This is a genomic window from Massilia sp. UYP34, from assembly GCF_056279385.1.
The window spans coordinates 59,522-82,012 of record NZ_JBWBRF010000007.1 but is presented as its reverse complement, the minus strand read 5'-3'; the positions used below and the strand labels follow the sequence as shown (position 1 = coordinate 82,012).

General features: G+C 59.9%; 21 protein-coding genes. 8 read left to right on the top strand and 13 right to left on the bottom strand.

The window, feature by feature from the left end:
* Positions 1-263: 263 nt before the first annotated feature.
* A complete protein-coding gene (locus ACZ9AQ_RS13420) occupies positions 264-734 on the bottom strand; it encodes an Hsp20 family protein (protein ID WP_429203774.1) in 471 nt (156 codons plus the stop codon).
* A gap of 217 nt (positions 735-951) precedes the next feature.
* Here ACZ9AQ_RS13420 and ACZ9AQ_RS13415 point away from each other — a divergent pair, with 217 nt between their 5' ends.
* Positions 952-2,865 carry a M61 family metallopeptidase gene (locus ACZ9AQ_RS13415; protein ID WP_429203773.1) on the top strand — a complete coding sequence of 638 codons (1,914 nt, stop codon included), beginning with the start codon at positions 952-954 and terminating at the stop codon, positions 2,863-2,865.
* Between the two features lie 92 nt (positions 2,866-2,957).
* Here the strand turns inward: ACZ9AQ_RS13415 and ACZ9AQ_RS13410 are convergent, their stop codons facing one another.
* The 11 genes from ACZ9AQ_RS13410 to ACZ9AQ_RS13360 all read right to left on the bottom strand — a co-directional run bounded on the left by ACZ9AQ_RS13410 (position 2,958) and on the right by ACZ9AQ_RS13360 (position 12,336).
* Entirely contained in the window at positions 2,958-3,326 is a 369-nt protein-coding gene (locus ACZ9AQ_RS13410; RefSeq protein ID WP_429203772.1) for a hypothetical protein, read from the bottom strand.
* A gap of 67 nt (positions 3,327-3,393) precedes the next feature.
* Positions 3,394-4,995 carry a Y-family DNA polymerase gene (locus ACZ9AQ_RS13405; RefSeq protein ID WP_429203771.1) on the bottom strand — a complete coding sequence of 534 codons (1,602 nt, stop codon included), beginning with the start codon at positions 4,993-4,995 and terminating at the stop codon, positions 3,394-3,396.
* A 234-nt stretch (positions 4,996-5,229) separates the two neighbouring features.
* Complete coding sequence (locus tag ACZ9AQ_RS13400; protein WP_429203770.1) at positions 5,230-5,496, bottom strand: monovalent cation/H(+) antiporter subunit G; 267 nt, start codon at positions 5,494-5,496, stop codon at positions 5,230-5,232.
* Between the two features lie 20 nt (positions 5,497-5,516).
* Positions 5,517-5,783, bottom strand: coding sequence for an MrpF/PhaF family protein (locus tag ACZ9AQ_RS13395; RefSeq protein WP_429203769.1), 267 nt, complete (start codon positions 5,781-5,783; stop codon positions 5,517-5,519).
* Positions 5,780-6,127, bottom strand: coding sequence for a Na+/H+ antiporter subunit E (locus ACZ9AQ_RS13390; protein ID WP_429203768.1), 348 nt, complete (start codon positions 6,125-6,127; stop codon positions 5,780-5,782). The genes ACZ9AQ_RS13395 and ACZ9AQ_RS13390 overlap by 4 nt, the downstream gene beginning before the upstream one ends.
* The gene (locus ACZ9AQ_RS13385; protein ID WP_429203767.1) at positions 6,124-7,593 is read right to left on the bottom strand and encodes a complex I subunit 5 family protein; all 1,470 of its coding nucleotides are present in this window, start codon (positions 7,591-7,593) and stop codon (positions 6,124-6,126) included. The genes ACZ9AQ_RS13390 and ACZ9AQ_RS13385 overlap by 4 nt, the downstream gene beginning before the upstream one ends.
* Positions 7,590-7,976, bottom strand: coding sequence for an NADH-quinone oxidoreductase subunit K (locus tag ACZ9AQ_RS13380; RefSeq protein WP_429203766.1), 387 nt, complete (start codon positions 7,974-7,976; stop codon positions 7,590-7,592). Before ACZ9AQ_RS13380 ends, ACZ9AQ_RS13385 begins: the two co-directional genes overlap by 4 nt.
* Positions 7,973-8,398, bottom strand: a complete 426-nt coding sequence (locus tag ACZ9AQ_RS13375) for an MnhB domain-containing protein (protein WP_429203765.1) — start codon at positions 8,396-8,398, stop codon at positions 7,973-7,975. Before ACZ9AQ_RS13375 ends, ACZ9AQ_RS13380 begins: the two co-directional genes overlap by 4 nt.
* A complete protein-coding gene (mbhE, locus tag ACZ9AQ_RS13370) occupies positions 8,395-10,647 on the bottom strand; it encodes a hydrogen gas-evolving membrane-bound hydrogenase subunit E (protein WP_429203764.1) in 2,253 nt (750 codons plus the stop codon). The genes ACZ9AQ_RS13375 and mbhE overlap by 4 nt, the downstream gene beginning before the upstream one ends.
* An 8-nt stretch (positions 10,648-10,655) precedes the next feature.
* Positions 10,656-11,753, bottom strand: a complete 1,098-nt coding sequence (locus ACZ9AQ_RS13365; protein WP_429203763.1) for a calcium/sodium antiporter — start codon at positions 11,751-11,753, stop codon at positions 10,656-10,658.
* A 154-nt stretch (positions 11,754-11,907) separates the two neighbouring features.
* The gene (locus tag ACZ9AQ_RS13360) at positions 11,908-12,336 is read right to left on the bottom strand and encodes a tellurite resistance TerB family protein (protein ID WP_429203762.1); all 429 of its coding nucleotides are present in this window, start codon (positions 12,334-12,336) and stop codon (positions 11,908-11,910) included.
* 101 nt (positions 12,337-12,437) lie between these two features.
* Here ACZ9AQ_RS13360 and ACZ9AQ_RS13355 point away from each other — a divergent pair, with 101 nt between their 5' ends.
* Entirely contained in the window at positions 12,438-12,644 is a 207-nt protein-coding gene (locus ACZ9AQ_RS13355) for a LysR family transcriptional regulator (protein WP_429203761.1), read from the top strand.
* Here ACZ9AQ_RS13355 and ACZ9AQ_RS13350 read toward each other — a convergent pair.
* A protein-coding gene (locus ACZ9AQ_RS13350; protein ID WP_429203760.1) for an IS3 family transposase occupies positions 12,641-13,785 on the bottom strand; the annotation gives its coding sequence in 2 pieces (ribosomal slippage) (positions 12,641-13,527 and positions 13,527-13,785; 1,146 coding nt in all). The two genes, ACZ9AQ_RS13355 and ACZ9AQ_RS13350, sit on opposite strands and share 4 nt — an antisense overlap.
* A gap of 85 nt (positions 13,786-13,870) precedes the next feature.
* Here ACZ9AQ_RS13350 and ACZ9AQ_RS13345 point away from each other — a divergent pair.
* The 6 genes from ACZ9AQ_RS13345 to gmtX all read left to right on the top strand — a co-directional run bounded on the left by ACZ9AQ_RS13345 (position 13,871) and on the right by gmtX (position 22,447).
* The gene (locus tag ACZ9AQ_RS13345; RefSeq protein WP_429203759.1) at positions 13,871-14,596 is read left to right on the top strand and encodes a LysR substrate-binding domain-containing protein; all 726 of its coding nucleotides are present in this window, start codon (positions 13,871-13,873) and stop codon (positions 14,594-14,596) included.
* 441 nt (positions 14,597-15,037) lie between these two features.
* Positions 15,038-15,781, top strand: coding sequence for a translesion DNA synthesis-associated protein ImuA (gene imuA, locus ACZ9AQ_RS13340; protein ID WP_429203758.1), 744 nt, complete (start codon positions 15,038-15,040; stop codon positions 15,779-15,781).
* The gene (locus ACZ9AQ_RS13335; protein WP_429203757.1) at positions 15,714-17,183 is read left to right on the top strand and encodes a Y-family DNA polymerase; all 1,470 of its coding nucleotides are present in this window, start codon (positions 15,714-15,716) and stop codon (positions 17,181-17,183) included. The genes imuA and ACZ9AQ_RS13335 overlap by 68 nt, the downstream gene beginning before the upstream one ends.
* Positions 17,184-17,220: 37 nt before the next feature.
* Positions 17,221-18,687: a gamma-mobile-trio recombinase GmtY gene (gene gmtY / locus ACZ9AQ_RS13330; protein ID WP_429203937.1), complete on the top strand. Its 1,467-nt coding sequence runs from the start codon at positions 17,221-17,223 to the stop codon at positions 18,685-18,687.
* Positions 18,684-21,797: a gamma-mobile-trio integrase GmtZ gene (gene gmtZ, locus ACZ9AQ_RS13325; protein ID WP_429203756.1), complete on the top strand. Its 3,114-nt coding sequence runs from the start codon at positions 18,684-18,686 to the stop codon at positions 21,795-21,797. The genes gmtY and gmtZ overlap by 4 nt, the downstream gene beginning before the upstream one ends.
* A complete protein-coding gene (gene gmtX / locus ACZ9AQ_RS13320; RefSeq protein WP_429203755.1) occupies positions 21,794-22,447 on the top strand; it encodes a gamma-mobile-trio protein GmtX in 654 nt (217 codons plus the stop codon). The genes gmtZ and gmtX overlap by 4 nt, the downstream gene beginning before the upstream one ends.
* Positions 22,448-22,491 lie beyond the last annotated feature (44 nt).

The window sequence follows — 22,491 nt, the reverse complement described above, 5'->3', positions numbered from 1 at the left end:
GTGCTCCTGGTGAAAATGTGTGAATCGATGTTGAGTATCGATGGACGTATCTTCGCGCAACCGCCTTAGATCCTGCTTAAGTTGACAAGGCGTGGGGCTTAGGCGCGCATTAATGATGAGCGACGGTATTCTCTTCGTTAGCCCCAAATACGTCGTTCCCGCGCAGGCGGGAACCCAAGTTCTGCCCGCGCTATCCAGACGCTTGCAAAATTAGGTTCCCGCCTGCGCGGGAACGACGTGGTTACGCTAACGACAGACCAGGCTTAGGCGGCTTCGCGCTGTTCCAGGGTCTTGACGTTGCCGCCCTCGACGGTGCCGGTCGCGTCGCCGATGGCGATCTTGCGCGGCTTGAGGGCTTCGGGCACTTCGCGCACCAGTTCGATGGTGAGCATGCCGTTGTCGAACGACGCGCTGGTGACCTTCACGTGGTTGGCCAATTGGAAGCGCTGCTCGAAATCGCGCGCGGCGATACCGCGGTGCAGGAAGGTGCGCTGGGTGTCGTCCTTCTGCTTGCGGCCGGTGACGTGCAGGCTGTCACGCTCGGTGATGATCTCGATCTCGTCGCGGCTGAAGCCGGCGAGCGCCATCACGATACGGTATTGGTCTTCGCTCACCAGTTCGATGTTGTAGGGCGGGTAGCTCGGCTGCGCTTCGGCGCGTTGCTCGAGCAGGCTGGCCAGACGATCGAAACCGATGGCGGAACGGTACAGGGGAGTCAGGTCGAAAGTACGCATGATGTCATATCCTTTTGAAAGTTAAGCGATAAGGGACGGAACCTCTGTTGAGCATTCCGTTGGTACCAATCTAATGGCATGCCAAACGATTTTCAAGTGATACGAAATACGGATTTTTAGCGAATATTGCAAATTTTATTTGCATGATGTTTCAGCGGAAATCTGTCTCGAGAGGGGTGCTACACTCGCCGGCTTACCTCAGCTTTCACGATTGCCGATGACCGCATTCCCCTTCCTCGCCCGCGCCGCCCGTCAGGCAGGCGCCCTCGCTTTCGCGCTCGCGCTTGCCCTGCCCGCTTCCGCCCAGGTCCCCGCCGTCGGCAACGACCCGTATCCGGGCACGATCGCGCTGCACGTCGACGCGAGCAACCTGTCGCAGCAGATCTTCAGCATGCGGCTGTCGATGCCGGCGCGGCCGGGTCCCATGACCCTGCTTTATCCGCAATGGGCGCCGGGCAACCACGGCCCCAACATTCCGCTGACCCAGCTGGCCGGCCTCAAGTTCAGCGCGGGCGGCAAGCCGCTCGAATGGAAGCGCGACCCGGTGCAGGTCCACGCCTTTCACGTGACGGTGCCGGCAGGCGCCACCGAACTGGTGGCCGAATACCAGTTCCTGTCGCCGCTGGACACCAGCCAGGGCCGCATCACGATGACCGACGACATCCTCGGCGTGCAGTGGCAATCGGTGGCGCTGTACCCGGCCGGCTACCACGCGCGCCGCATCACGGTGCTGCCGACGCTCACCCTGCCCGCCGGCTGGCAGTTCGCCAGCTCGCTGGCGGTCGAGGCCCGCACTGGCGACGAGGTGCGCTTCAAGCCGCACGACCTCGACACCCTGGTCGATTCGCCGCTGTTCGCCGGCCGCTATTTCAAGCGCATCGACCTGGCGCCGGGCGCGAAAAATCCGGTGCTGCTCAACGTGGTGGCCGACAATCCGGAGAACCTCGAGGCGAAACCCGAGCAGGTCGCGCTGCACCGTGCGATGGTCGACCAGGCGATCAAGCTGTTCGGCTCGCGCCACTACAGGCAGTACGACTTCCTGTTCGCGATCTCGGACGAATTCGGCGGCATCGGCCGCGAGCACCAGCAATCGAGCGAGAACGGCGTGCGACTCGGCTACTTCACCGACTGGGGCCGCAACGAAGGCGGCCGCGAGCTGCTGCCGCACGAATTCGTGCACTCCTGGAACGGCAAGTTCCGCCGCCCGGCGGGCCAGGACGTGGCCAATTTCAACACCCCGCTGCGAAACGAGCTGCTGTGGGTGTACGAGGGCCAGACCCAGTTCTGGGGCAAGGTGCTGGCGGCGCGTTCCGGCCTGGTGTCGCAGAACCATGCGCGCGAAGCGCTGGCGATCGACGCGGCGCGCTACGACAACACCCAGGGCCGCGACTGGCGCGCGGTGCAGGACACGGTCAACGATCCGATCATCAACGGCCGCAAGCCGATCGGCTGGGGCAACTGGCAGCGCAGCGAGGACTACTACACCGAGGGCATGCTGATCTGGCTCGACGTCGACAGCAAGATCCGCGAACTCTCGGGCGACAGGCGCAGCCTGGAAGACTTCGCGCGCGCCTTCTTCGGCATCGAGGACGGCAGCATCGACCCGGTGTACTACACCTTCGACGACGTGGTGGCCACCCTGGCCAAGGTGCAGAAGTTCGACTGGGCGCCGTTCCTGCGCGCGCGGCTGGACGGCCATGGCCCCGGCGCGCCGCTCGACGGCCTGGCCCGCGCCGGCTGGAAACTGGTGTACGGCGACACCCCGAGCAACGCGGTCCGCGCCTTTGAAGAACGCAGCCGCAGCGCCGACTTCACCTATTCGCTCGGCTTCTCGGTGCGCGGCAATGGCGACGTCACCGGCGTGGTGTGGGACGGCGTGGGTTTCCGCGCGGGCCTGGCGGCCAACACCACCATCGTGGCCGTCAACAACCGCGCCTACAAGGGCGACGTGCTGAAGGCGGCGGTGCGCGCCAACAAGGACGGCAAGGCGCCGATCGCGCTCCTGGTGCGCAAGGGGAACAATCTGCGCACCATCACGCTCGACTATCGCGACGGCTTGCGCTATCCGACGCTGGAGCGCATTCCCGGCACGAAGGATCGCCTGGATGCGTTATTCAGGGCGGCGAGATGATCCGGTCCGGGCAATGACATCGGCGGCGGTCTTCGGGCCGCCGTTTTTATTGGTGACGCGTCCGTCTTGACCGGCGCCGGCGTCGATGCTCGTCACTTCCACTCACCACGCTGGTTCACCAGCGTCTTCTTGCCTTCGGTGACCACCAGCCGGCCGTCCGCGAACACGGTATAGGTCGTGCGGCCGGACTTGAACACATGGCCCTGGAAGGCGCCGGGCGTGACGCCGTCGGCCGCCATCGAGTGCAGGGTCTTGCCGCGCAGGGTGATCGCCTTGCCGGACTTCTTGCTGGCGCCGACGTAGCGCACGTCGTCGCAGGTGACGTTGCCCTCCTCGCACTGCTGCGTGATCTTGACGGTGAAGCCCGGCGTTTCCAGGGTCTGCTGCGCCTGGGCCTGGGCACGGGTCGACGCTGCCAGCGTCAGGGCAGCCAGGACTGCCAGGTTCGTGAATCGCTTCATGGTTCCTCCGGACGGCTTCGATGAACGGATCATTCCGCACGGATTATGCCTCACCAGGATTGCGGCATTACCCGAACAAGCCATGCAGGAACCAGCGCGGCGCGGCATCCTCGCCGGTGCCGTTGATGCGCTCGCGATAGATCCAGTACAGCGCGTGGTCTTGCCCCTCGGCGATGAAGTAGTCGCGCGTTTGCGTCTGGCTCCACCATCCGGCCTCGATGCGTTCGGGATTGGACGCCACCCGCAGGGGCGAACCATAGAACGGCCGGTGGTCGCGCATCAACAATGCGATCGGCTTGGCCAGCAGCCAGCTCGGGCGAGGCAGGCTCCGCACGTCGGGCGGCATCTGCGCCGCGCGGGCGGCGGCGCTCACCTTTTGCTGCACCGGCACCCAGGCATTGGCGACTTCGGGCCGGTAATCGGCCATCGGCAGCGCCTGCAAGACATTGTCTGTCCCCAGGCGCGCCACCAGCAGCTCGATCATGCGCATCCGGTCTTCCTCGCTGCCGCCAGGATCGGGAAACAGCGAGTCGGTCGGCGGCGCCATCGCCTGCAATTGCTGCGCTTCCAGGCCGATGCCGATCACGGGCGCCGCGAGTTCGAGCTTGGCCAGGCGTTCGCGCAGCAGGCGCAGCAGGTGCTCGTCGCGCCAGGTGGGTTCGGCCAGCGCCACCTCGACCAGGGTGGGTGGACGCGCCATGCGCCCGCGCTCGTGATCGAGCGACAGCCGGATGCGCTCGACCGCCAGCTGGCGCGCACACAGCCAGCCCGTCATCTGCAGCACCAGGCGATGGGCGCCGGCCAGCAACAGCTCGGCCTGTTCAAGCCGGTCGAACAACTCGAGCCGCGCATGGAAACGCTCCGGCGGCGCGACCCACTGGAACAGTTCGGCGTGCATGCCATAGGCGGCATCGAGCATGTCGAGCAAGTCCCGCCCGCAGCGCCGCTGCAGGCCGGGCCGCGGCAGCCGCCGCAGCTCATCCAGGCGGCGGCAGCCGATGCCATCGAACCAGCCGGCGAACGGCCGCGCCGGCGGCAGCAAGCCCACCGGCAAGCGATCTAGGCGCCGCACCAGCGAGTCCATGGTCAAGGTGCGCCCCGCATTGCCGCGCGCCAGCAGCCAGGCCCCGCGCGCGGTGGGCGCACAGGCGATGCAGGCCGTGAAACCGAGCGCCGCCATATTGGCGCGCACCCGCTCGCACAGGCGCCGGATGCCGCCGAACAGGCGCAGGCTGGCGCCGATATCGAGCAGCAGCGTCGCTTCTTCGGCCAGCGCCACCTGCGGCGTGTACTGCAGCATCGTCATGGCCACCGCCCCCATGGCTTCGGCTTCGCGCTCGTGGCTGCGCAGTTCGATGCGCGCCTCGGGCATCAGCATCAGCACGCTGCCGCGGCGCATGCCGATCTGCACGCCGGCAGCGCGCGCCGCCGGCGACAGCGCCATCACCCGCTCCTGTTCGAGGATGACGCTGCCAGGGTCGCGACCGGGCCCGCCATGGCCATCACCGCCAGGCGCGCTGCCGTCTGCTCCACTCACCGGTTCACCCACCGGGCCGCCAGCAGGGCCACCGGCAGCGCCGCCGGCCCCGCTCGCCGCCTCACTGAACCAGCGTGGGCTGAAGACCTCGAGCGGTAGCTGGGGCAAATACAGGCCGATCCAGAGGCGCATGGCGTTGCAGTAGTGAAGATCCAAGAGGAAGGAACAGCGGCGCCTCGCGCTGCGGTCTTTTTGCTAGTGAACAAAACCTAATATTTGATCATGTATGAAGTCCTGACATCACATATATTGCGGTCTATCCGACCCATGCGTATCGCCAAGGACCAAATGCTCCAATGGTCCTTGACCGGAATCTAGTCGTCGCATGCACGCGAGTGCAATGAATCCACCTTCCACGAGATTGGATCAGTCCGACTCTAAAGCGTCCGACCTGGACGCCGCGGCGCGTGCCAGCGCGTGCGAAGCAATCGGCACTGTCGCGGCGAGCACCGCCACCAGCGTACCGATTCTGATCCCCCATGCCCACGACGGCTGCAGCACGGCCAGTCCGGCAAGCATGACGCCGAGAGCGAGCGTCGCCGCCTTGGTCGCCGCATGCTGCCGCGATAGGGCGTCTGGAAGCCTGAGCAGGCCCAGCGCCGCCACCGCGAGCAGTGCGGTGCCGAAAATCATGAGCGCCCATCCCAGGGCAGTCACGGCGCATCCTCTTCTGGCGCCCCGGCGCGCAGCGCGAAGGCCCAGCAGACAGTGGCGAGGAACGCGATAAGGGCGAAGCCGAGCGCAACGTCCAGGAAAGCCGTATGGCCAGTACGCGCGGCGGCCACCAGGCAAGCTGCAAGGGCGCAGGCGCTGAGGGCATCGACCGCCACCAGCCGGTTCGCCGTCCCAGGCAGTCGCCGCAAGGCCTCCAGGACCAGCAGCAGCGCCAACCCAAGAAACACCTCGGCCAGTATTGTCATGACATCTCCTCTTTAGCAAACAGCACCCGCACGGCACCTTCAAACAGCAAGCGGATTTCCTGCAGTGCCGCCTCGTCGGCGCCGCCCCCGGCATCGAGCAGATGCAGGCGCATCCGTCCAGCCGCGGCATCGACATCGACCGCCGTGGTCCCAGGCGTGAGGCAGATCAGGCAGGCGAGTACGGTGGTTGCCGCAGGTCCCATGGGTTGGAATCTGTACTCGACGAAACCGGGCGCGAGGCCGCGCGGCGGACGCAGGATGCGCCAAGATATTTGCCAGCCCGAACGCGCAATGGCGGCGAACAAACGCCACAAGATCAGAATGACGGCGACGATGCGTCTCATGGTGAAACCTTGGCGAGTGGCGGGGCTATCGTCCCGGCTGCTGCATACAGGAAATCGATGAGCGGGCCCGGCATCAGGCCCATAGCCAGGGCCAGCAGCGACAGCATGCCACAGGCAGCCCAGGCGCCCGGCGGATGGGCTGCAGGCGGCTCGGTGGGTGGCGTCGGGTGCGGTTTCCAGAATGCCTCGATCCAGATCTTGGCCATCGACAGCAGAGTCAGGCCGCTAGTGAGTAATGCTAGCGCCATCCACAGATAGCGTTCCTGGCCAAAACCCTCGCGCAGGACCAGCAGCTTGGCCCAGAAGCCGGACAGCGGCGGAATCCCGACCAGCGCGGCCGCGCTTAGCGCGAACAGGACGGCGAGCATGGGATCACTGCGCGCCAGGGCGCCGATCCGGCGCAGGTCGTGATGCCCTCCCTTACTCGCGATCATGCCCGCGATCAGGTACAGGTTGGCCTTTACCAAAATGTGGTGGATGCTGAAGAACAGCGCCGCGGCGATCCCGGCAACCCCGCCAAGTGCCGCCGCCAACAGGATATAGCCCATCTGGCTCACGCTGTGGAAGGCCAGGATGCGGCGCAGGTCGTAGTGATACACCGCGCCCATCACGCCCGCGACCATGGTGGCACAGGCGATCCAGCCCAGGGCCTGGGCGTAGGCTGGCGCTCCGGCCGGGAAGACCTCGTAAAGTACTCGTAGCAACGCGTAGGCCCCGACTTTGGTTGTCAACGCAGTGAACAGCGCCAGCACCGGCACCGGCAGCACCGGATAGGCGGCCGGCAGCCAGAACAGGAAGGGAAAAGCGCCAGCCTTGATGAGCAGGGCAACAAGCAACAGCGCGCCCAGCAGCAAGGCGAGCGGATCGTCGCCGCGCCCGGCCAGCGCTCTCCCCAGCGCCTCATAGTTGAGCTGGCCGGTCAGGCCGTACAGGCCTGTCACCGCGGCCAGCAAGAGGACGGTGCCGAACAGGTTGAGGACCAGGTATTTCAGGCCAGCCTCCAGGTGCGCCGGTTTGCGGCCGGCGACGATCAGCCCGAGGGCCGCGATCAGCATGACTTCGAACCAGACATAGAGGTTGAACAGGTCGGCTGTGGCGTAAGCCCCGCCCGCCCCTGCCAGCAGGCCGTGCGCCAGCGGCGGGCCGAACGGCGTGGCCAGCGCTCCACCGCGGCTAGGGTAGACCAGCACGGCCACGGCCAGCACGGCATTAACGGTCAGCATCAGGGCGGCGGCGCGGTCGATACGGAAGGCGATCGCGAAGGGCGCGGCCCATTCGCCGAAGCGCGCCGTCAGCACTATGCCTCCGATGGAGCCGTACAGCAGCGCAGCGCAGCACAGCAGGAGCAGCAGTGCGCCGACCGCGCTGGCTGCACGCTGGCGGCGCGGGCGCCGGGCCAGCGCGACCGTCAGCGCGGCCGTGAGCAGCGGCACCAGCACCGGTGCGGCAACGAGCACACCATTCATGGTATCTCCCCAGGCTCGCCGTCCGGGCGCGGCGGCGGTTCAGCCTGTTCCAGCGCGTCGGCGTCGGCGCGGCTGTCGTGCGCGGCCAGCGCCAACGCCAGGGCGATGCCAAAGCAGGCAAAGGCGAAACCGATCACGATCGCCGTCAGTACCAGTGCTTGCGGCACCGGGTTGGCCACTGCCGCCAGCGGCGCCGCCGCGCCTGGCGCAATGAGCGGTGGCGCCGCCTGGCCGATGCGGCCGGCCGCGAAGACAAACAGGTTTACTGCTGAACCGAGCAAAGCCAGCCCCACCGAGATCGACACCACGTCGCGCGAGCTCGCCAGATACAGGCCGGCTGCCGCCACAAGGGTCACGCTCGCCGCAATCGCCCACTCGATCATCGCAAGCTCCCCAGTAGCCGGAGGCAGAATCCGCCCAGCGCACCCCATACGCACAGCGCCACACCGAGGTCGAACAGCAGCACAGTGGAGAGCTTGAGCGCCATTGAGCCTACAGCGAGCTCGCCCCACCAATGGGTGAGGAAAGCCTGCCCGAGAGCCAGCGCCGGCAGGCCGCTGACCACCGCCAGGACTAACCCGAGGGCGCTCAGGGTCAGCGGACTGAACGGCATCCGGGCGCGCGCGGCTGCTACGCCGAACACCATCGCATGGGCGGCTGTCGCTGCTACCGCCACCAGCGCGGCGACGAAGCCGCCTCCGGGCGCATTGTGCCCGCGCAGCAGCAGCCACAGGGCTGCGCCCAGCATAATCCAGTAAAGGAAGGACACGGTGGTTTCCAGCACGATCGAGCGCTCCGCATTCATAAACCTTTTCTCCTGAGCGGCAGGCGGCGCGCCAGCGGCCACGCCGCCAGGGCCGCGAACATGACCACTGCGATCTCGCCAAGCGTGTCCAAGCCGCGAAAGTCGACAATGATGACATTGACCACATTGCGTCCATGCGCGTATGGCACGCTCTGCGCGAGGAAGTAATCCGCCATGGCGGGGTCGAGCGGCCGGCCGGACAGCGCCAGCAGCACGGCGCCGAGCAGCAGGCCGAAGGCCAGCGCGACGCCAGCCCGCCAGGCGTTGGCCCGCCCCACACCCGCGCCGGCGCCCTGCTGCTGGCGGTAGCGGCGCAACGCGACCGCGGCCACCACCACGAAGACCGTCTCCACAGCGAGTTGAGTCAGGGCCAGGTCGGGCGCGCCCTGGAACAGGAAAACAAGGGCGCTACCGGCGCCGACAGCGCCGGCGCCAAGCAGTCGCTGGAGCGTGTCGCGAGCACGCACAGCCAGTACGGCCCCCAGGATGGCGGTGGCGCATCCCACCAGCGCCCCGGCGCCGTCGACCTTGATCGCTGCGGGCGGCTGAAAGTTCAGGCCGAATGCCCAAGGCGCGGACAGCAACACCGTGGCGGCAACCGTTGTGAGCAGATAGCGGCTCAGGCGCCGCGCCTGCAGGCCGCGCGCCAGCACGCCAGCCGCGTGCTTCAGGCCGTGCAGCGCGGCGCCGTAAGCGGCAGCGGGGCCGGCGCTGTCGAGGAAACGCAGTCGGTCGAGTATCCGGTATAGGGGATTCCACCCTGCGTACACTATCGCCCCAACCGCCCAGACGACGGCAAAGCTCTCGATGCGGAGCAGCCATTCGGTTTCCAGAGACGCATCGGAGCGCGTCAGCGCTGGGGAGATCATCCGGGCTGCATCCGTCACCAGCGGTTCGGCCAGCGCAGGGAACAGCCCGAGCGCGATGCCTATGCTGGCGAGCGTCAGTGGCGGGAGCGCGAGCCGCCATCCGCCCTCGTGCGGCGCGTGGCCTGCTGGATGGGTAGGGCGACCAAAGAAGATACGTAACACCGCCACGCTGGCGACTGCCACGCCAACCATGCTCACCAGCAGGCTGGCGCCTTCGACTATCCACAGAATCTCACTTACTTCCTTGGCGGCCTTGATAGTGTCCTTGGCGACAAAACCGACCGTGGCCGGCAAACCGGCCATCGACAGGCCCGCCAACAGGGCCGCCAGCGCGGTTGCGGGCATGCCATGTCGCAGTCCGCGCAGCCGGTCAATCATGCGCGTTCCGGTGGCGTGGTCGACGTTGCCGGCCACGAAGAACAGCGGCGCCTTGTACAGCGCATGGGCCAGCAGAAAGGCGACAAAGGCCAATGCGCCCAGTTCGTTAGGCAGGCCGATGAGCACGGTCAGCGTACCCAGCGCGGAGACGGTGGACCATGCAAGGATGCGTTTCAGGTCTCGCTCGCGGGGGGCTTGGACGGCGCCCCACAAGGCGGTGATCGTGCCGATCGACAGGAGCGTTACTTCCCACCAGGGAATCGCGCCCATTGCCTCGTCGAAGCGGGCCATCACATACACCCCGAGGTTAACCATCGTGGCCGAGTGCAAATAGGCCGAGACTGGCGTCGGTGCGGCCATTGCGCCCGGCAGCCAGAAGTGGAAAGGGAACTGGGCCGACTTGGTCATGGCGCCAGCCAGCACCAGCGCCACCCCCGCCTGGAAGCGGGCATCCTCAAGCACGGCGGGATCGAGGTGTGCCAGGTCGCTCAGCCGCAGCCCGGGCGCGGCCAGCAGTATCAGGACGATCCCGGCAAGGAGGGCCAGCCCGCCGGCACCGGTGACCAGCAGCGCCTGACGCGCGCTGTCGCGACTGTCCTGGCTATCGTGTTCGAAGCCCACCAGCAGAAAGGACAGCACACTGGTCGCCTCCCAGAACAGCAACAGCAGCAGCAGGTCGTCAGCCAGGATTGCCCCAATCATGGCCAGGGTGAATGCGATCAGCAGGCACATCAATTGGCCGAGCCGGGTATGGCCGCGCAGGTAGCCGGGGGTATAGGCGAGCACGGCCGCGCCGACGGCGCACACGAGCAGCAGGAACAGGCGCGCGAGTCCATCGGCGGCGAAACCTAGGCGGACGCCAAGCGGCGCCACCCACGGCACGGACCAGCTTGCTGGTTCGCCCGGCAGGCCAGCCACCGCCGGCAGCAACGCCAACGGCAGCAGCCAGGCCGCGCGGATCCATAACGGCTGCGACGCCGCCGGGAGCGCTGTCTGCACCATGTCGTTTCCTATCCGGGAGAACCCGGATTCATTTGCCTGCTCTGCCACTCGCGCCAGGCGACGACCGCCAGCGTCACGGCGACCAGCGGCAGCACCGCCGTCACCATGATGGCGCTGTAGGGCTGCAACGCGTCATGCTGCCCCGCTGCCAGTAGCACGTAAGCCATGTAAGCAGCATACAGCCCGAGGAACAGGGCACCTTCCCAGCGGGCAATCAGGTTCCCTGTGAAAAATATTGGCAGACAGGCGAGCGCCACAGCGATCATGACCGGCAGGTCAAATGCGAGCACCGAAGGGGCGACCGCTATCCCTGTCTGGCTCACCACGGACGACAGACCCAATACGCCGAGGATATTGAATACGTTGCTCCCTACCACATTGCCGACCGCGATATCGCGCTGGCCCCGCAGCGCCGCGATGATGGAAGTGGCCACCTCTGGAAGCGAAGTGCCGGCCGCAACGATGGTCAAGCCAATGACCAGTTCGCTGACTCCGAGGTACTGCGCGAAGCGGACCGCCGAGTCCACCAGCCAAGTGGCGCCCAACACCAAAGAACCGAGCCCGGCGGCAATGAGTAGCAGCTGCGCCGCAGGGCGGCTCTCCCAACCTGGGGAGGATGCAAGCGCCTCATCGGGCAAGCCTACATCGCCGCCCTGATTTTGGCGACGCGACTGGTAGATTAAGAACGCGGTATAGACGACTAACAGGCCCAGCAGCAGGGCACCGTCGCCACGGCCGAGGCGCCCATCCAGTGCCAGTGCAAGCAGTAGCAGCGAGACGCCGATCATGACCGGCACTTCCTGGCGCACTAACTGGCGCGCCACGAGCAGCGGCACGATCAGGGCGGAAACGCCGAGGATGAACAGGACGTTGAAGATGTTGCTACCCACAACATTGCCCAGCGCCAGGTCAGCGCGGCCGGCGATCGCCGACTGAACGCTGACAGCTAACTCCGGTGCACTGGTACCGAACGCCACCACGGTAAGTCCGACCACGAGGGGCGAAATGCCGACCGAGAGTGCAAGACGGGAAGCACCGCGTACCAAAGCTTCCGCGCCAACGACGAGGAGCACCAGCCCGAACAAGAACAAGAGTACATCCATCATCACGTCTCCTTTTCAGGCAGGGCCGGCAATGTCCGGTAACTGCCGCTGTGCAGCCGATTATAAAACTCATCGTGTCGGGACGGCGCGCGATGGTAACGGACATGGCGCCGGTGGTGCTCCGGTTAGGCCGAGACTGCGCCTGCGGCGACCTGCCTCATCCTGCCAAGGTGTCGGCAGGAGAGTAGTCCCTGGCCTGGTCGTGGCCGAACCAAGCTCTGGCCGCGCGCCGTACCAGGGTCATTTCGCGGCCATCGACGCGGCCGTCCGCCTGGACGATGTCAGCCATGGTCTTCCACAGGCAGATCTGCAGCAGCGGTTCCTGAACCTCAAGCATCAGGCTGTCCAGCAAGACCGGATCAATCTCGACAATGCCCGCGCAGCGGTTGGCGGCGTTGTTGAGCAGGTCTTCGCACAATTCGCGCAGGGTATGGTCGAATGTGTCGTCGTCGACCTTTACCTGTTGCAGGAACTTGGCATGATGCATGGTGCGCACCTCGGACGGGCTGATGTGGCCGTCAACGATCATAGTGAGGGCCAGTAGTCGGCTGATTGCTGCGGGACTGTTAGCGGGATAGGTATGCATGGTGACCTCATCAAAGTGATTGTAAGGTCACTATAGAAGCGCCAAAGCTTAAAGTAAAATCAATTAATCTTTACTAAAACATCAATTTTTCTGAGGATTGCATGATCAACTATAAGCACCTCTACTATTTCCAAACGGTTGCTACCAATGGTACGGTTGCGCGGGCGGCCGAGCAGCTGCATGTAACGGCGCAGGCAATCAGCATGCAGTTGCAGGTCCTGGAAGCCCAGTTAGGCGAGGCATTGTTTCAGAAGAGAGGCCGGGGGCTCGAACTGGCCTTCCCCCATCGATACGGACACTTCCGTTAGGCGCATTTTAGATTTTCAAACTGTACCGGGCTGAGATAGCCGATAGTGGAATGACGCCGGCGTGGATTGTAGAACCTTTCTATGTAATCGAACACGTCTGCGCGTAAATCATCCCTGGTCCGGTAATGCTTTTTGCTCAGGCGCTCAGTCTTGAGCGTCGAGAAGAAGCTCTCCATTGCAGCGTTGTCCCAGCAGTTTCCGCGACGGCTCATGCTGCAAACAATGCCGTGTGATTCGAGCAGGCGCTGGAAATCCTCGCTCGTGTATTGGGAACCTTGGTCCGAATGATGCACCACAGCGCGAGGCCGGCCACGGCGGAAGATGGCCATCAGCAGAGCGTCCATTACCAGCTGTGCGGTCATTGTCGGTTGCATCGACCAGCCCACCACGCGCCGCGAGTACAGGTCCAGCACGACAGCGACAAACAGCCAGCCTTCGCCCGTCCACACGTAAGTGAAGTCGGCTGCCCATTTCTGGTTTGGGCCTGTCGCTTCAAACTGCCGGTCCAGCAGGTTCGGCGCGATGGCATGCACTGGTGAGTCAAGCTGGCCTGGCGCGCGGCGCCGCTTGTGACGGGCCTTGATGCCAGCAGCTTTCATCAGTCGTGCCACACGGTTCTCGCTGCAAGAGAAACCAGCATCGATAAGGTCTCGCACTACGCGTGGCGAACCGTATGTGCCATCGCTGGCTTCGTGGCTGTGCTTGATTGCGTTGAGGAGCTGGGCGTTCTCGCGTTCATGGGCACTTGCTGGCCGGCCGAGCCAGTCGTAGAAGCCACTGCTCGATACGCCGAGCAGACGGCACATCGTCCGTGTTGGCCAGATGGTTCGATATTTGGCGATGAAGCCGTATTTCACTTGAGGTCGGCTGCGAAGTAGCCGAGCGCCTTTTTTAATATGTCGCGCTCCGTCTTGACCTTCGCCAGCTCGCGCCGCATGCGCTCGTATTCCTGGGCCGATACCTTCTCACGCCCGACTGCGACCTCTGCACCGACGTGGGCATCTCTGCACCACCGACCCAGCAAATTAGCACCGATGCCAAGGTCGCGGGCTATTGCCGCCTTGCTCGCGCCAGGCTGGCCTACCAGCTTGACTGCTTCGCGCTTAAACTCTTCTGAGAACAACCGTCTTTCACGTGCCATGTAATACCTCCGATAGGAACATCATACCTATCGAAAGCGTCCGTCGTGGTGGGGGAAGGCCAAACTGACCGAGGCGGGCAAAACCGTGTTGCGCTATACCACGCAGATCTTTGACATGGGCAATGAGCTGGAACAAGCGATGCGGCGAGGGGCATTCGCCGCGGAAACGCTGCGAATCGGCATTTGCGACATGATCGCAAAGACCATGATCTTCCGCCTTCTGCAGCCGGCGCAGGGGGCAGGATTGGGAATGCGCCTGATTTGCAAGGAAGGGCACTTCGACGACTTGATGATTGCACTCACGGCACACCAGCTCGACCTCATCATCGCCGACAAGGGCCTGCCACCAGGAGGTGCGATCCGCGGCTACACTCACCTGCTCGGTTCGAGCACGCTTACTGTAATGGGCCACCCCGACCTGTGCAGAGCTTGGCCGGGCTCCTTCCCGCAGCGCCTGAAAAATGCGCCTTTCCTGCTGCCGGGGCAGGACGCCGCCATCCACAGTCAGCTCAGCAGCTGGTTCGAGAGCAACGAGTTGCGTCCCATCGTAGTGGGTGAATTCGACGACGGAGCGCTGTTGAAGTCCTTCGCCCGCGCCGGTACCGGGTTCATCGTGGCGCCTACAGTGCTGGCCGATATCGTGTGTGAGGAAAACGCGCTGGAAGCCATTGGCACGATCGACGCCATCGTCGAGCATTTCTATGCCGTGTCGGTCGAACGGCGAGAGAGCCACCCGGCAGTGCGCCGCATCCTTGATGGGGCGGCCGCGATCTTCGGCCGCACAGTGAAACAGATAGGACAGACAGCCTGAGCAGCTTGTTGCCGGATGCACCTTCAAGTGACTGTGCCGGGACGGCGAGCCCGTTACGCGGAACACCAGACCACTGCGGCAGCCAGAGGGTCGAAAGTTCGCCGCTGGAAGGACAGATGGACCCGTTCTTCAAACAGCCTATGGAGGAATCAGTGTGGTTCCGAGTCTTCAGCTGCCTTGGCAACCCGCTCCTGATAGACCCAGTACAAGGCACGCTCCTGGTCCTGCGCAACCAAGTAATTCCTGGCCACGGTGTTCCCCAGTAGGTATTGCGTTTAGTTAAACTCCTAAAGTGCAAGCATCCTTGCCACAGCGGCCGGCCCGGCTATGCAGCCATTTTCCCGAGCGCATACAACTGCCAGCCAGTAGCCCAAAAAACCACCTTGCACTTTCATCCATTCACAATTTATACTGTACAAATATACAGTACAAAACTCATATATGCTTACATCACCTACCAATGTTGCTCAAAAGACTGGGAAAGTGCCCCAGTCAGTTCTACGTGACGTATGGCGTGCAAGCGAGTTAGCGATCGCACGATCGACTGTCCAAACCACTGGGCACGATCTGCTCGACAAAGAACTACCGGATAGAGGGTGGCCGAGGTCGGCGCTTATCGAACTACTTGTGCAGCAAAACGGTATCGGGGAAATGCAATTGCTACAACCTATGCTATCCCCCTTATCATCTTCGCAACGAGTGGTGCTTATCCAGCCACCTTATCATCCCCATCTTATGGCCTGCCGTGCTTGGCAAGTGAATGAACGAAATTTGTTATGGCTCCGTCCAAAGAGTTCATCAGATGCCCTATGGGCTACCGAGCGAACTCTTAAAAGCGGAAATTGCGGTGCCGTCATACTTTGGCAAACAGATATTCGACCTGAAACACTTCGGCGGCTGAACCTCGCCGCCCAAACCACTGATACATGGTTTTGGCTTATGCGGCCTATCTCAGCTGCAGCGAACGCTTCGCCATCACCGTTACGCATAGCACTTCGTCCTATTCATGGTGGACTTTCTGTTGATATTGTCAAACGAAGAGGACCTTCCTGTGAAAACCCTTTTTTTATTTCGTTGACGAATATGCCTGTGGGTCGCCGGTCACTGGACAAAGATTATGAAACTCCTGTTAAGCGTCCATCTACCTTCATTGCCACTAGAAGCACTACGCCCGCGTTGGTCTGAACCTGGGCAGTTTGTCGTTATCGACCAAGGAGTGGTACTGGCGATGAGCTTCGAGGCAGCGCAGTGCGGCATACGCTTACGCATGCGCCGCGATAGCGTATCGGCTCTCGCCCCTACGGCAACAACTCTAGATCGATCGCCAGAAAAGGAGAACCAGGCGCTTCACGCTATTACAACCGCGCTAATGCAGTTCACTCCGGAAATCGATTTCCAGGAAGATTTCTCGGTTCTATTGGACGTTAGTGCAAGCCTCACGTTATTTAAAGGACCACATTCGCTCTCCCTGCGCGTCTCCGGCATTCTTAGCTCACTCGGCTTTACGTCGCAAATCGGTACTGCCCCGACAGCAGAAGGCGCCTGGTTGCTCGCAAGAAGTAGGCGCCAAGACGGATTTACTCTACGTCGCCGAACATTATCGATAAGAACCTTGCACCACCGGCTGAGCATGTTGCCTTGCAATCTACTTCCAAAGGCTGCTCCCTATAGGAACTGGCTTAATGACATTGGGGCAGAGCAGATTGGTGCGCTCCGTAGACTGCCCAGAGCCGGCCTTTTGCGTCGAACTAGCAAGGAATTAATCTACGCGCTTGATCGAGCATACGGCGAAGAACCGGAAATATTTGACTGGATCAAGCCGCCACTACAGTTCAAAGCACGCGTAGAGCTCTGTGATCGCGTCGAGCACGCCGGGGCGTTGCTCCACAGCGGAACCAGTCTGATCCTCCAGTTAGTTGGTTGGCTAAAGTCCTTGCAACGAGCAGTCCGAGTTTGCGTCTTCCTTCTTGAACACGAACGCGGTCGCGCCGCAATAGCGCCTACAAAGATTGAGATAATTTTGGCAGAGCCCGCTTGGGACGAAGGACACCTAATTCGGCTTCTAAAAGAACGTCTCCCGAAGATTCAACTTACCGCGCCTGTAATTGGCCTCTACCTAGAAGCGGTACAGACCGAAGCCGCCCACCCAACAAATGAATCCCTTTTCCCCGAGCCTGGTGGCTCGCTAGAAGATTATCATCGACTTCTTGAGCTATTGACTGCACGACTCGGTCACGAAAATGTATTAACCCCTAATAACGTTGAAGATTATCTTCCAGAGGTCTACAATGCCTGGGCATCCGCGACAACCAAACCAATCAAGGCTAATACAGAATTCGTTGCCAATAATCGACCATTTTTCTTATTGCCAAAGCCTATTGCGCTACTAGTGCGTAATGAGCGACCATTTTATGGTAGTCCGCTTAAAATAATTCGCGGCCCGGAGCGAATAGAAGCTGGTTGGTGGAGTGAGCAATCTGCTTCCCGAGATTACTTCATTGCTCAGGGAAATGATGGAAGTTGTTACTGGATCTATCTGGAACGCGCCAATGATGCGCGATGGTTTTTACACGGCTTGTATGCCTGAAAATAAAACCAAGTCATAAACCTTATGTTTGCCCCTGATGATCCGACGAGAAACCGCACGCTACCATACCGTTGCCAGCACACTAATAAAACGACCCGCCCAGCCTAGTCGAAGAATATATGTCTTATATATTCTGACCGACGACGACGGCAGCAGCGACCCGATGCTGCCTTTAGTTAAATATATCCTTGAAAACGCTAGTAGCCGTTCTTTGGCATGGCAGCGTGAGCTTTGCAGAGCTGTAGGGTTGTTTGTAGATTTCATAAAGTCGAATCAACAGCATTTCAAGTCTCAACTAGACAGGCCCCAACTTCTTGCTGAATTTGCCGAAGTACTAATTGGCGGAACAATCGAGCTCGATGGGACGGATTCATCAGGCCTGTTCTGGACGTCAAAAACAAACGCACGCGCAAAACTTCTCCTAACGCTTCTAACTGGCTTTTCCGATTGGCTAGTACAGCGCTACGACACAAAACCAATCAATCCTTGGCGTACTGCCTCATACGCAGAGCAGATAGCATATTGGCGTCGCTTTGACGAGCGACGTGCGCATGCACTGCTCGCCCATACGTTCGATCGAGAGGCAATCCAAGCCCGATCAAAGTTTTCACGCACTGTTGCGATAAGGCAGCGGTCGCTTGTGCACGAGACATCGACAGCCAAACATTTTCCGGAAGAGAAATTAAACGAACTTCTGACCGACGGGTTTCTAATCCGCGGCAACCAACGCTTAAGAAACATGCATGAGAATATACACGTCCGGGATATCATGATCACAATGCTTTTGCAAGGGGGCGGACTGCGCGAATCGGAACCGTTTCACCTATTTGTCAGTGACGTCCTGATCGATCCACAAAATCCTAAGTCAGCGATGGTCCGCCTGTACCACCCACAATACGGATCAGCCCCACACGACTATATTGACCCGATCACCGGCAAGCTCATCCCTGCAAACAGAGAAGAATACCTCCGTGTCAAATGGGGCCTGCAACCAAGGAATACCGTTCAAGGACGCTTCCATGCAGGCTGGAAAGATCTAAAACTAAGTAACGGCAGAGAGAAATATGCGCTGATTCATTGGTTTCCCACATACTGGGGCGAGGCGTTTCTTATCTTGTTCAAGAATTACATCATGAATTCTCGCAGCCGACATGCTTTGCATCCATATTTATTTGTCAGCGCAAAAGAAGATGTCAAAGATGCTCCCTATACGATTGGTGCATACCGACAACTCCATGGAAAAGCAGTCAGGCGCATAGGGCTAACCCCTTCCAAAAACTCGGGAACGACACCGCACGGGCACCGCCATGCATATGCACAAAGTATGACAGACGCTGGCGTCTCCAGCGAAGTTATCCAGGCCGCTATGCACCATAAATCCCCAGAATCACAACAGATCTACAAAGAAGCTTCTGTTGAGAAAACTAACCGCGAGCTGCGCAACGCAAGTGCGAAGCTGAGCCCGACCTTCATTTCTCCTTCCACTTGGAATCCAGAAGCATGACCCGAACCTTCATTCAATCAGACGACTTCACGATCGTAGTTTCCGAGATAACCGGAAATAGGATGATTAGAAACAACAGTATCGATGCGTTCTTATTGGGACCTAATTTCGACGTAAACAAAGCTGCACGGCTCTGTAATGAACTAACGCAAGCGTGCGCTCAAAGTGATTCCGGCAAACGAATACGCGCCAGCAGGTTTCATGTAGCTTTGGAAGCAATTTCTTCAGCAACGCAAACGGCAGATTTTATTACAGCATTCAACGATCTTGTTTCAATGATCGTAGATGCAAAGGATTCGGACCGAGAATATATTACGCGGATCGGGTTACGTACCCGATTTTTTCAATTAACCCACACCCTTTGGCAAGAGGATCTGCTCGCAGCCCCATCACACTCGCCGTTTGGCCGCAGGGCCTCCATAACTATGGACAAATTAGTCGTATATCCTCGCATGGAGTGGATTCGCGAGATTAAGGCAGCTAGCGAAATGTCATACGATGTCGCACGCAGTGGCGCGGCACTTCGTATATGGCGGGTAGCAATGACCTGTATCGGCGTAAAAGAAATAGGTGACCTAACGCCAACGACTGTGCAACAGGAAGCGCTGGAATATACAACCGGGAATTCGGCCGGTGCAATCCGGCCCCTTCTCAAAATACAGAAACGAATTTACGGCGGGAAAGCGATTTTTACCGAGCACGACTGGAATCTCGGACGAGGCAGGACGAAACGAATGCTTGATTTTTCCGATTTCGTCGCGCGCGATCCTACTCTAGAGCAGTGGCAGCAACTGATGCTCTCATGGTTGTCAAATGCAGTGACTGGTGGGCTTGGATCAAAGCGCGATGGTCTCACGGTATTTATGCGATATCTTGAGGAAAATCCGACCGTCACACGAAACCCGTTAGAGTACGTATCGCGTCAGCACCACATTTCTGTACGTCTAGAAGATTGGCTGGAGACAAGAGGCCTTGATATATCCACGACTGCTCAACGCCTTTCGCGCATCGCGGTCTTCTTCGATTGGTACGTTGATGTCAAACTCTGCATGGAGGACGATTACGGCCGTCCTGTTCGCAGCCCAGAGTTTTATAACCCGGTGGTTCGACGCAAGGAGTTGAAGCACCGCTCAGAAACAGCTAGAGAAGCATTGCCGATCAAATACATTAACGAGCTGATCCATTTAATAACCGATAACGACTTCGAATGGCCAAAGCAATCGTCCGAGGACTATATAAAACACTATGACACGGTCTCCGATTTATGGATCAAGGTATGGAGCCCAGTACGCTCGCACGCGATACTCATGAAGCTTTATTTACCTCTGCGAACTTATCAAGTAACGATGTTGGACAGTGGCGAGGCTGATACCGAAATTTATCAAGATAAGCGTTGGGTAGCGAATACAGGTCCTGCTGCGTCAACGGGTGCGCGCAACTTCCCAAACGGTGTGTTGCGCCGCTTTCGAGATCGAACACTGGGTAGCGATTTTGTAGGATTTTATGTCAACACCAACAAGACGGCTGATCGCTTTAAGGATGGTAAAGACCGTGGTTACGAAATCCCATGGCAGCACGACGAGGTCATATCGCTAGTGCAAAGAATGATCGAGTGGCAGTCGACGTACAACCCGATCTTTGAGCCCACCCGTTGGTCGGACCTCACCAACCCAATTTACATTCGTAATTTTACTGAAGCGCAACTCAAAGCTCGTGGCTCGACATGCTTTCTATTTCGCGACCCAAACAAGTCACGTAAAGACCAGCCTATAACGTCTTCCAGGTTAGCTCATTTTTGGCGGAAGCTCCTCGACGAACTCGAAAGACGGGTTGCCGCACGAGGCGAAGTTCTCCCGAACGGGCAACCGATTCGGTTTATCGATTCGCGTGGTAAAGACGGAAGACCTATGGTTCCTTCGTTCGACCTGCACTCGCTACGAGTTTCGATCCTCACGGCTTTGTCAGTAGAGGGCGGCGTGCCCCTCGCTATTCTCAGCAAATGCGTAGCGGGACACGCTACAATCCTGATGACCCTCTACTATCTTAAGCCTGAAGCTTCCTATATTTCGCAAAAGTTAGCTGAAGCACAAGAACGCATATTGAGTCGGGAGAAAGAAAACTATCTTCGCTTTCTTCAAGACTGTAATTTGAAGCAGGCAGAGTCGGTGGTTGCGAGTAACAACCAAATTGGTCTACATGCTTTGCAAAAGAACAGTCCCACCGCTTGGCTCGTAGGGGATCTGGGAATTTGCCCTGTTGGCGGGAGCATGTGCGCGACAGGCGGCCCAAAAGTCACTGGCGAGAATAACCGGCACGATTATCAGGCTACCCCAGGCGGGCCGAGGAACTGCATCCGGTGCCGCTTCTTCATCTCCGGCCCTGCCTTTCTTGGCGGACTTGTGGCGCATTTTAACTCGATCGGTATCGAGATCATGGATGCTAGCACTCAGCTTCGGCAGATGGAAAACAGCATTATCGAATTAGAAAATATGATGGCCGAGAATAGCGAAAGCGACCAGAAAGCATCGAGAAAGCTTGATGCTCTGTATGGGCGGCGCGAATCGGCCTTAACGGATCTGGACGATGTCTCCCATAATTGGCACTCCACCTACTCCATGATTGAGCGAGCTAAAGCATTGATCAACACGGAGCCACTTGCGGAGCACATTGGCTCTGCCGTTCGACTCCTTGCAGGGGGCGATATTACTGACATTAGCACCGCTCTGGAAAAAGCAACGGAATTTGAATTATTCAATAACGTCTGTCAGCATGCCACGGTGTACCCCGCACCAACGGTCCCATACGCAACGCTAAGGCGGGGCCGTTTACTGGACGCTATGCTCGCGAGGAACGAAAGGCATCCAGTATTCGCCACCCTGACAGACGACCAAGCGCTCGCGGTCGGCAACGAATTCGTGAATTTTCTCTATGCTCGACTCGGTTCCGTGGAATCCCAGCGTGTCCTGGACGGCTCCAGGATGCTTCAGGCAACCGGAATGCTTGATGAGATAGACACAATGCTGAAACAGCAAATTGGTAACCCGCTGAAAATGGCGTTACTAGTAAAAAAACAGACACCAGGTCTCGGTTTTGCAGGAAGCACCCAATGAAGATAGATCCAAATTTGTTCCTGGCAGAGTTGTGTAAGCATGCAACACCACGGAAGGCGCAGTCATTACAGCTGATCTATACCATCTGTAACGAACAAGCTACGCGAGGTAGCAGAGACTACTCGATCGCCACGATAGGAGCACTTTCCAGCGCGCGTGGTGGCCCTTCCAGCGCCGCGATTCGGAACAAGCCGGGCGAAGATTACCGTGCGTTGATCAAGGCATTTGCTGAGTCAGTACAAGGATTCAGCAAGAAGAAACGTGAACCTGAACACAGTGATGCCGACCGCCTCCTCGAAGGTACACATGACCCAGTCCTTAAAGCGAGAATTCGGCTGATGCTGGCAGAATTAACATGCCTCCGCGGCCAACTCTTGGCCGCCAGGAACCTGGCGAATCAAAACGCTGTGCTAACCCTCGATAACGACATCCGCCCAGTCGCTCAGGAGACGATGGAAGGGGAAAAGTTGCTCTTCACCCTGCAGGAAGTAAGCGCACTCAGCGATGCAATAAGTACTTCCACGATGGCGCATTGGGGCTGGAAACTAGACAAAGCAGGACGCGTGACAACCGAATCTGGCCAGATCGTGTTCCGCGCGGGATTCGGAACTGCGCTCCACAAAGCTATCGAATTTACAACAAAATCCTAAGATATGATAATAATGACGGTAAGCTCTTGAATTCAAAGAAATAT

Bases quoted from the DNA above. Each gene is read 5' to 3' on its own strand.
- ACZ9AQ_RS13420 (WP_429203774.1), bottom strand. From the start codon at position 734: ATGCGTACTTTCGACCTGACTCCCCTGTACCGTTCCGCCATCGGTTTC.
- ACZ9AQ_RS13415 (WP_429203773.1), top strand. From the start codon at position 952: ATGACCGCATTCCCCTTCCTCGCCCGCGCCGCCCGTCAGGCAGGCGCC.
- ACZ9AQ_RS13410 (WP_429203772.1), bottom strand. From the start codon at position 3,326: ATGAAGCGATTCACGAACCTGGCAGTCCTGGCTGCCCTGACGCTGGCA.
- ACZ9AQ_RS13405 (WP_429203771.1), bottom strand. From the start codon at position 4,995: ATGCGCCTCTGGATCGGCCTGTATTTGCCCCAGCTACCGCTCGAGGTC.
- ACZ9AQ_RS13400 (WP_429203770.1), bottom strand. From the start codon at position 5,496: ATGATTTTCGGCACCGCACTGCTCGCGGTGGCGGCGCTGGGCCTGCTC.
- ACZ9AQ_RS13395 (WP_429203769.1), bottom strand. From the start codon at position 5,783: ATGACAATACTGGCCGAGGTGTTTCTTGGGTTGGCGCTGCTGCTGGTC.
- ACZ9AQ_RS13390 (WP_429203768.1), bottom strand. From the start codon at position 6,127: ATGAGACGCATCGTCGCCGTCATTCTGATCTTGTGGCGTTTGTTCGCC.
- ACZ9AQ_RS13385 (WP_429203767.1), bottom strand. From the start codon at position 7,593: ATGAATGGTGTGCTCGTTGCCGCACCGGTGCTGGTGCCGCTGCTCACG.
- ACZ9AQ_RS13380 (WP_429203766.1), bottom strand. From the start codon at position 7,976: ATGATCGAGTGGGCGATTGCGGCGAGCGTGACCCTTGTGGCGGCAGCC.
- ACZ9AQ_RS13375 (WP_429203765.1), bottom strand. From the start codon at position 8,398: ATGAATGCGGAGCGCTCGATCGTGCTGGAAACCACCGTGTCCTTCCTT.
- mbhE (WP_429203764.1), bottom strand. From the start codon at position 10,647: ATGGTGCAGACAGCGCTCCCGGCGGCGTCGCAGCCGTTATGGATCCGC.
- ACZ9AQ_RS13365 (WP_429203763.1), bottom strand. From the start codon at position 11,753: ATGATGGATGTACTCTTGTTCTTGTTCGGGCTGGTGCTCCTCGTCGTT.
- ACZ9AQ_RS13360 (WP_429203762.1), bottom strand. From the start codon at position 12,336: ATGCATACCTATCCCGCTAACAGTCCCGCAGCAATCAGCCGACTACTG.
- ACZ9AQ_RS13355 (WP_429203761.1), top strand. From the start codon at position 12,438: ATGATCAACTATAAGCACCTCTACTATTTCCAAACGGTTGCTACCAAT.
- imuA (WP_429203758.1), top strand. From the start codon at position 15,038: ATGCTTACATCACCTACCAATGTTGCTCAAAAGACTGGGAAAGTGCCC.
- ACZ9AQ_RS13335 (WP_429203757.1), top strand. From the start codon at position 15,714: ATGAAACTCCTGTTAAGCGTCCATCTACCTTCATTGCCACTAGAAGCA.
- gmtY (WP_429203937.1), top strand. From the start codon at position 17,221: ATGATCCGACGAGAAACCGCACGCTACCATACCGTTGCCAGCACACTA.
- gmtZ (WP_429203756.1), top strand. From the start codon at position 18,684: ATGACCCGAACCTTCATTCAATCAGACGACTTCACGATCGTAGTTTCC.
- gmtX (WP_429203755.1), top strand. From the start codon at position 21,794: ATGAAGATAGATCCAAATTTGTTCCTGGCAGAGTTGTGTAAGCATGCA.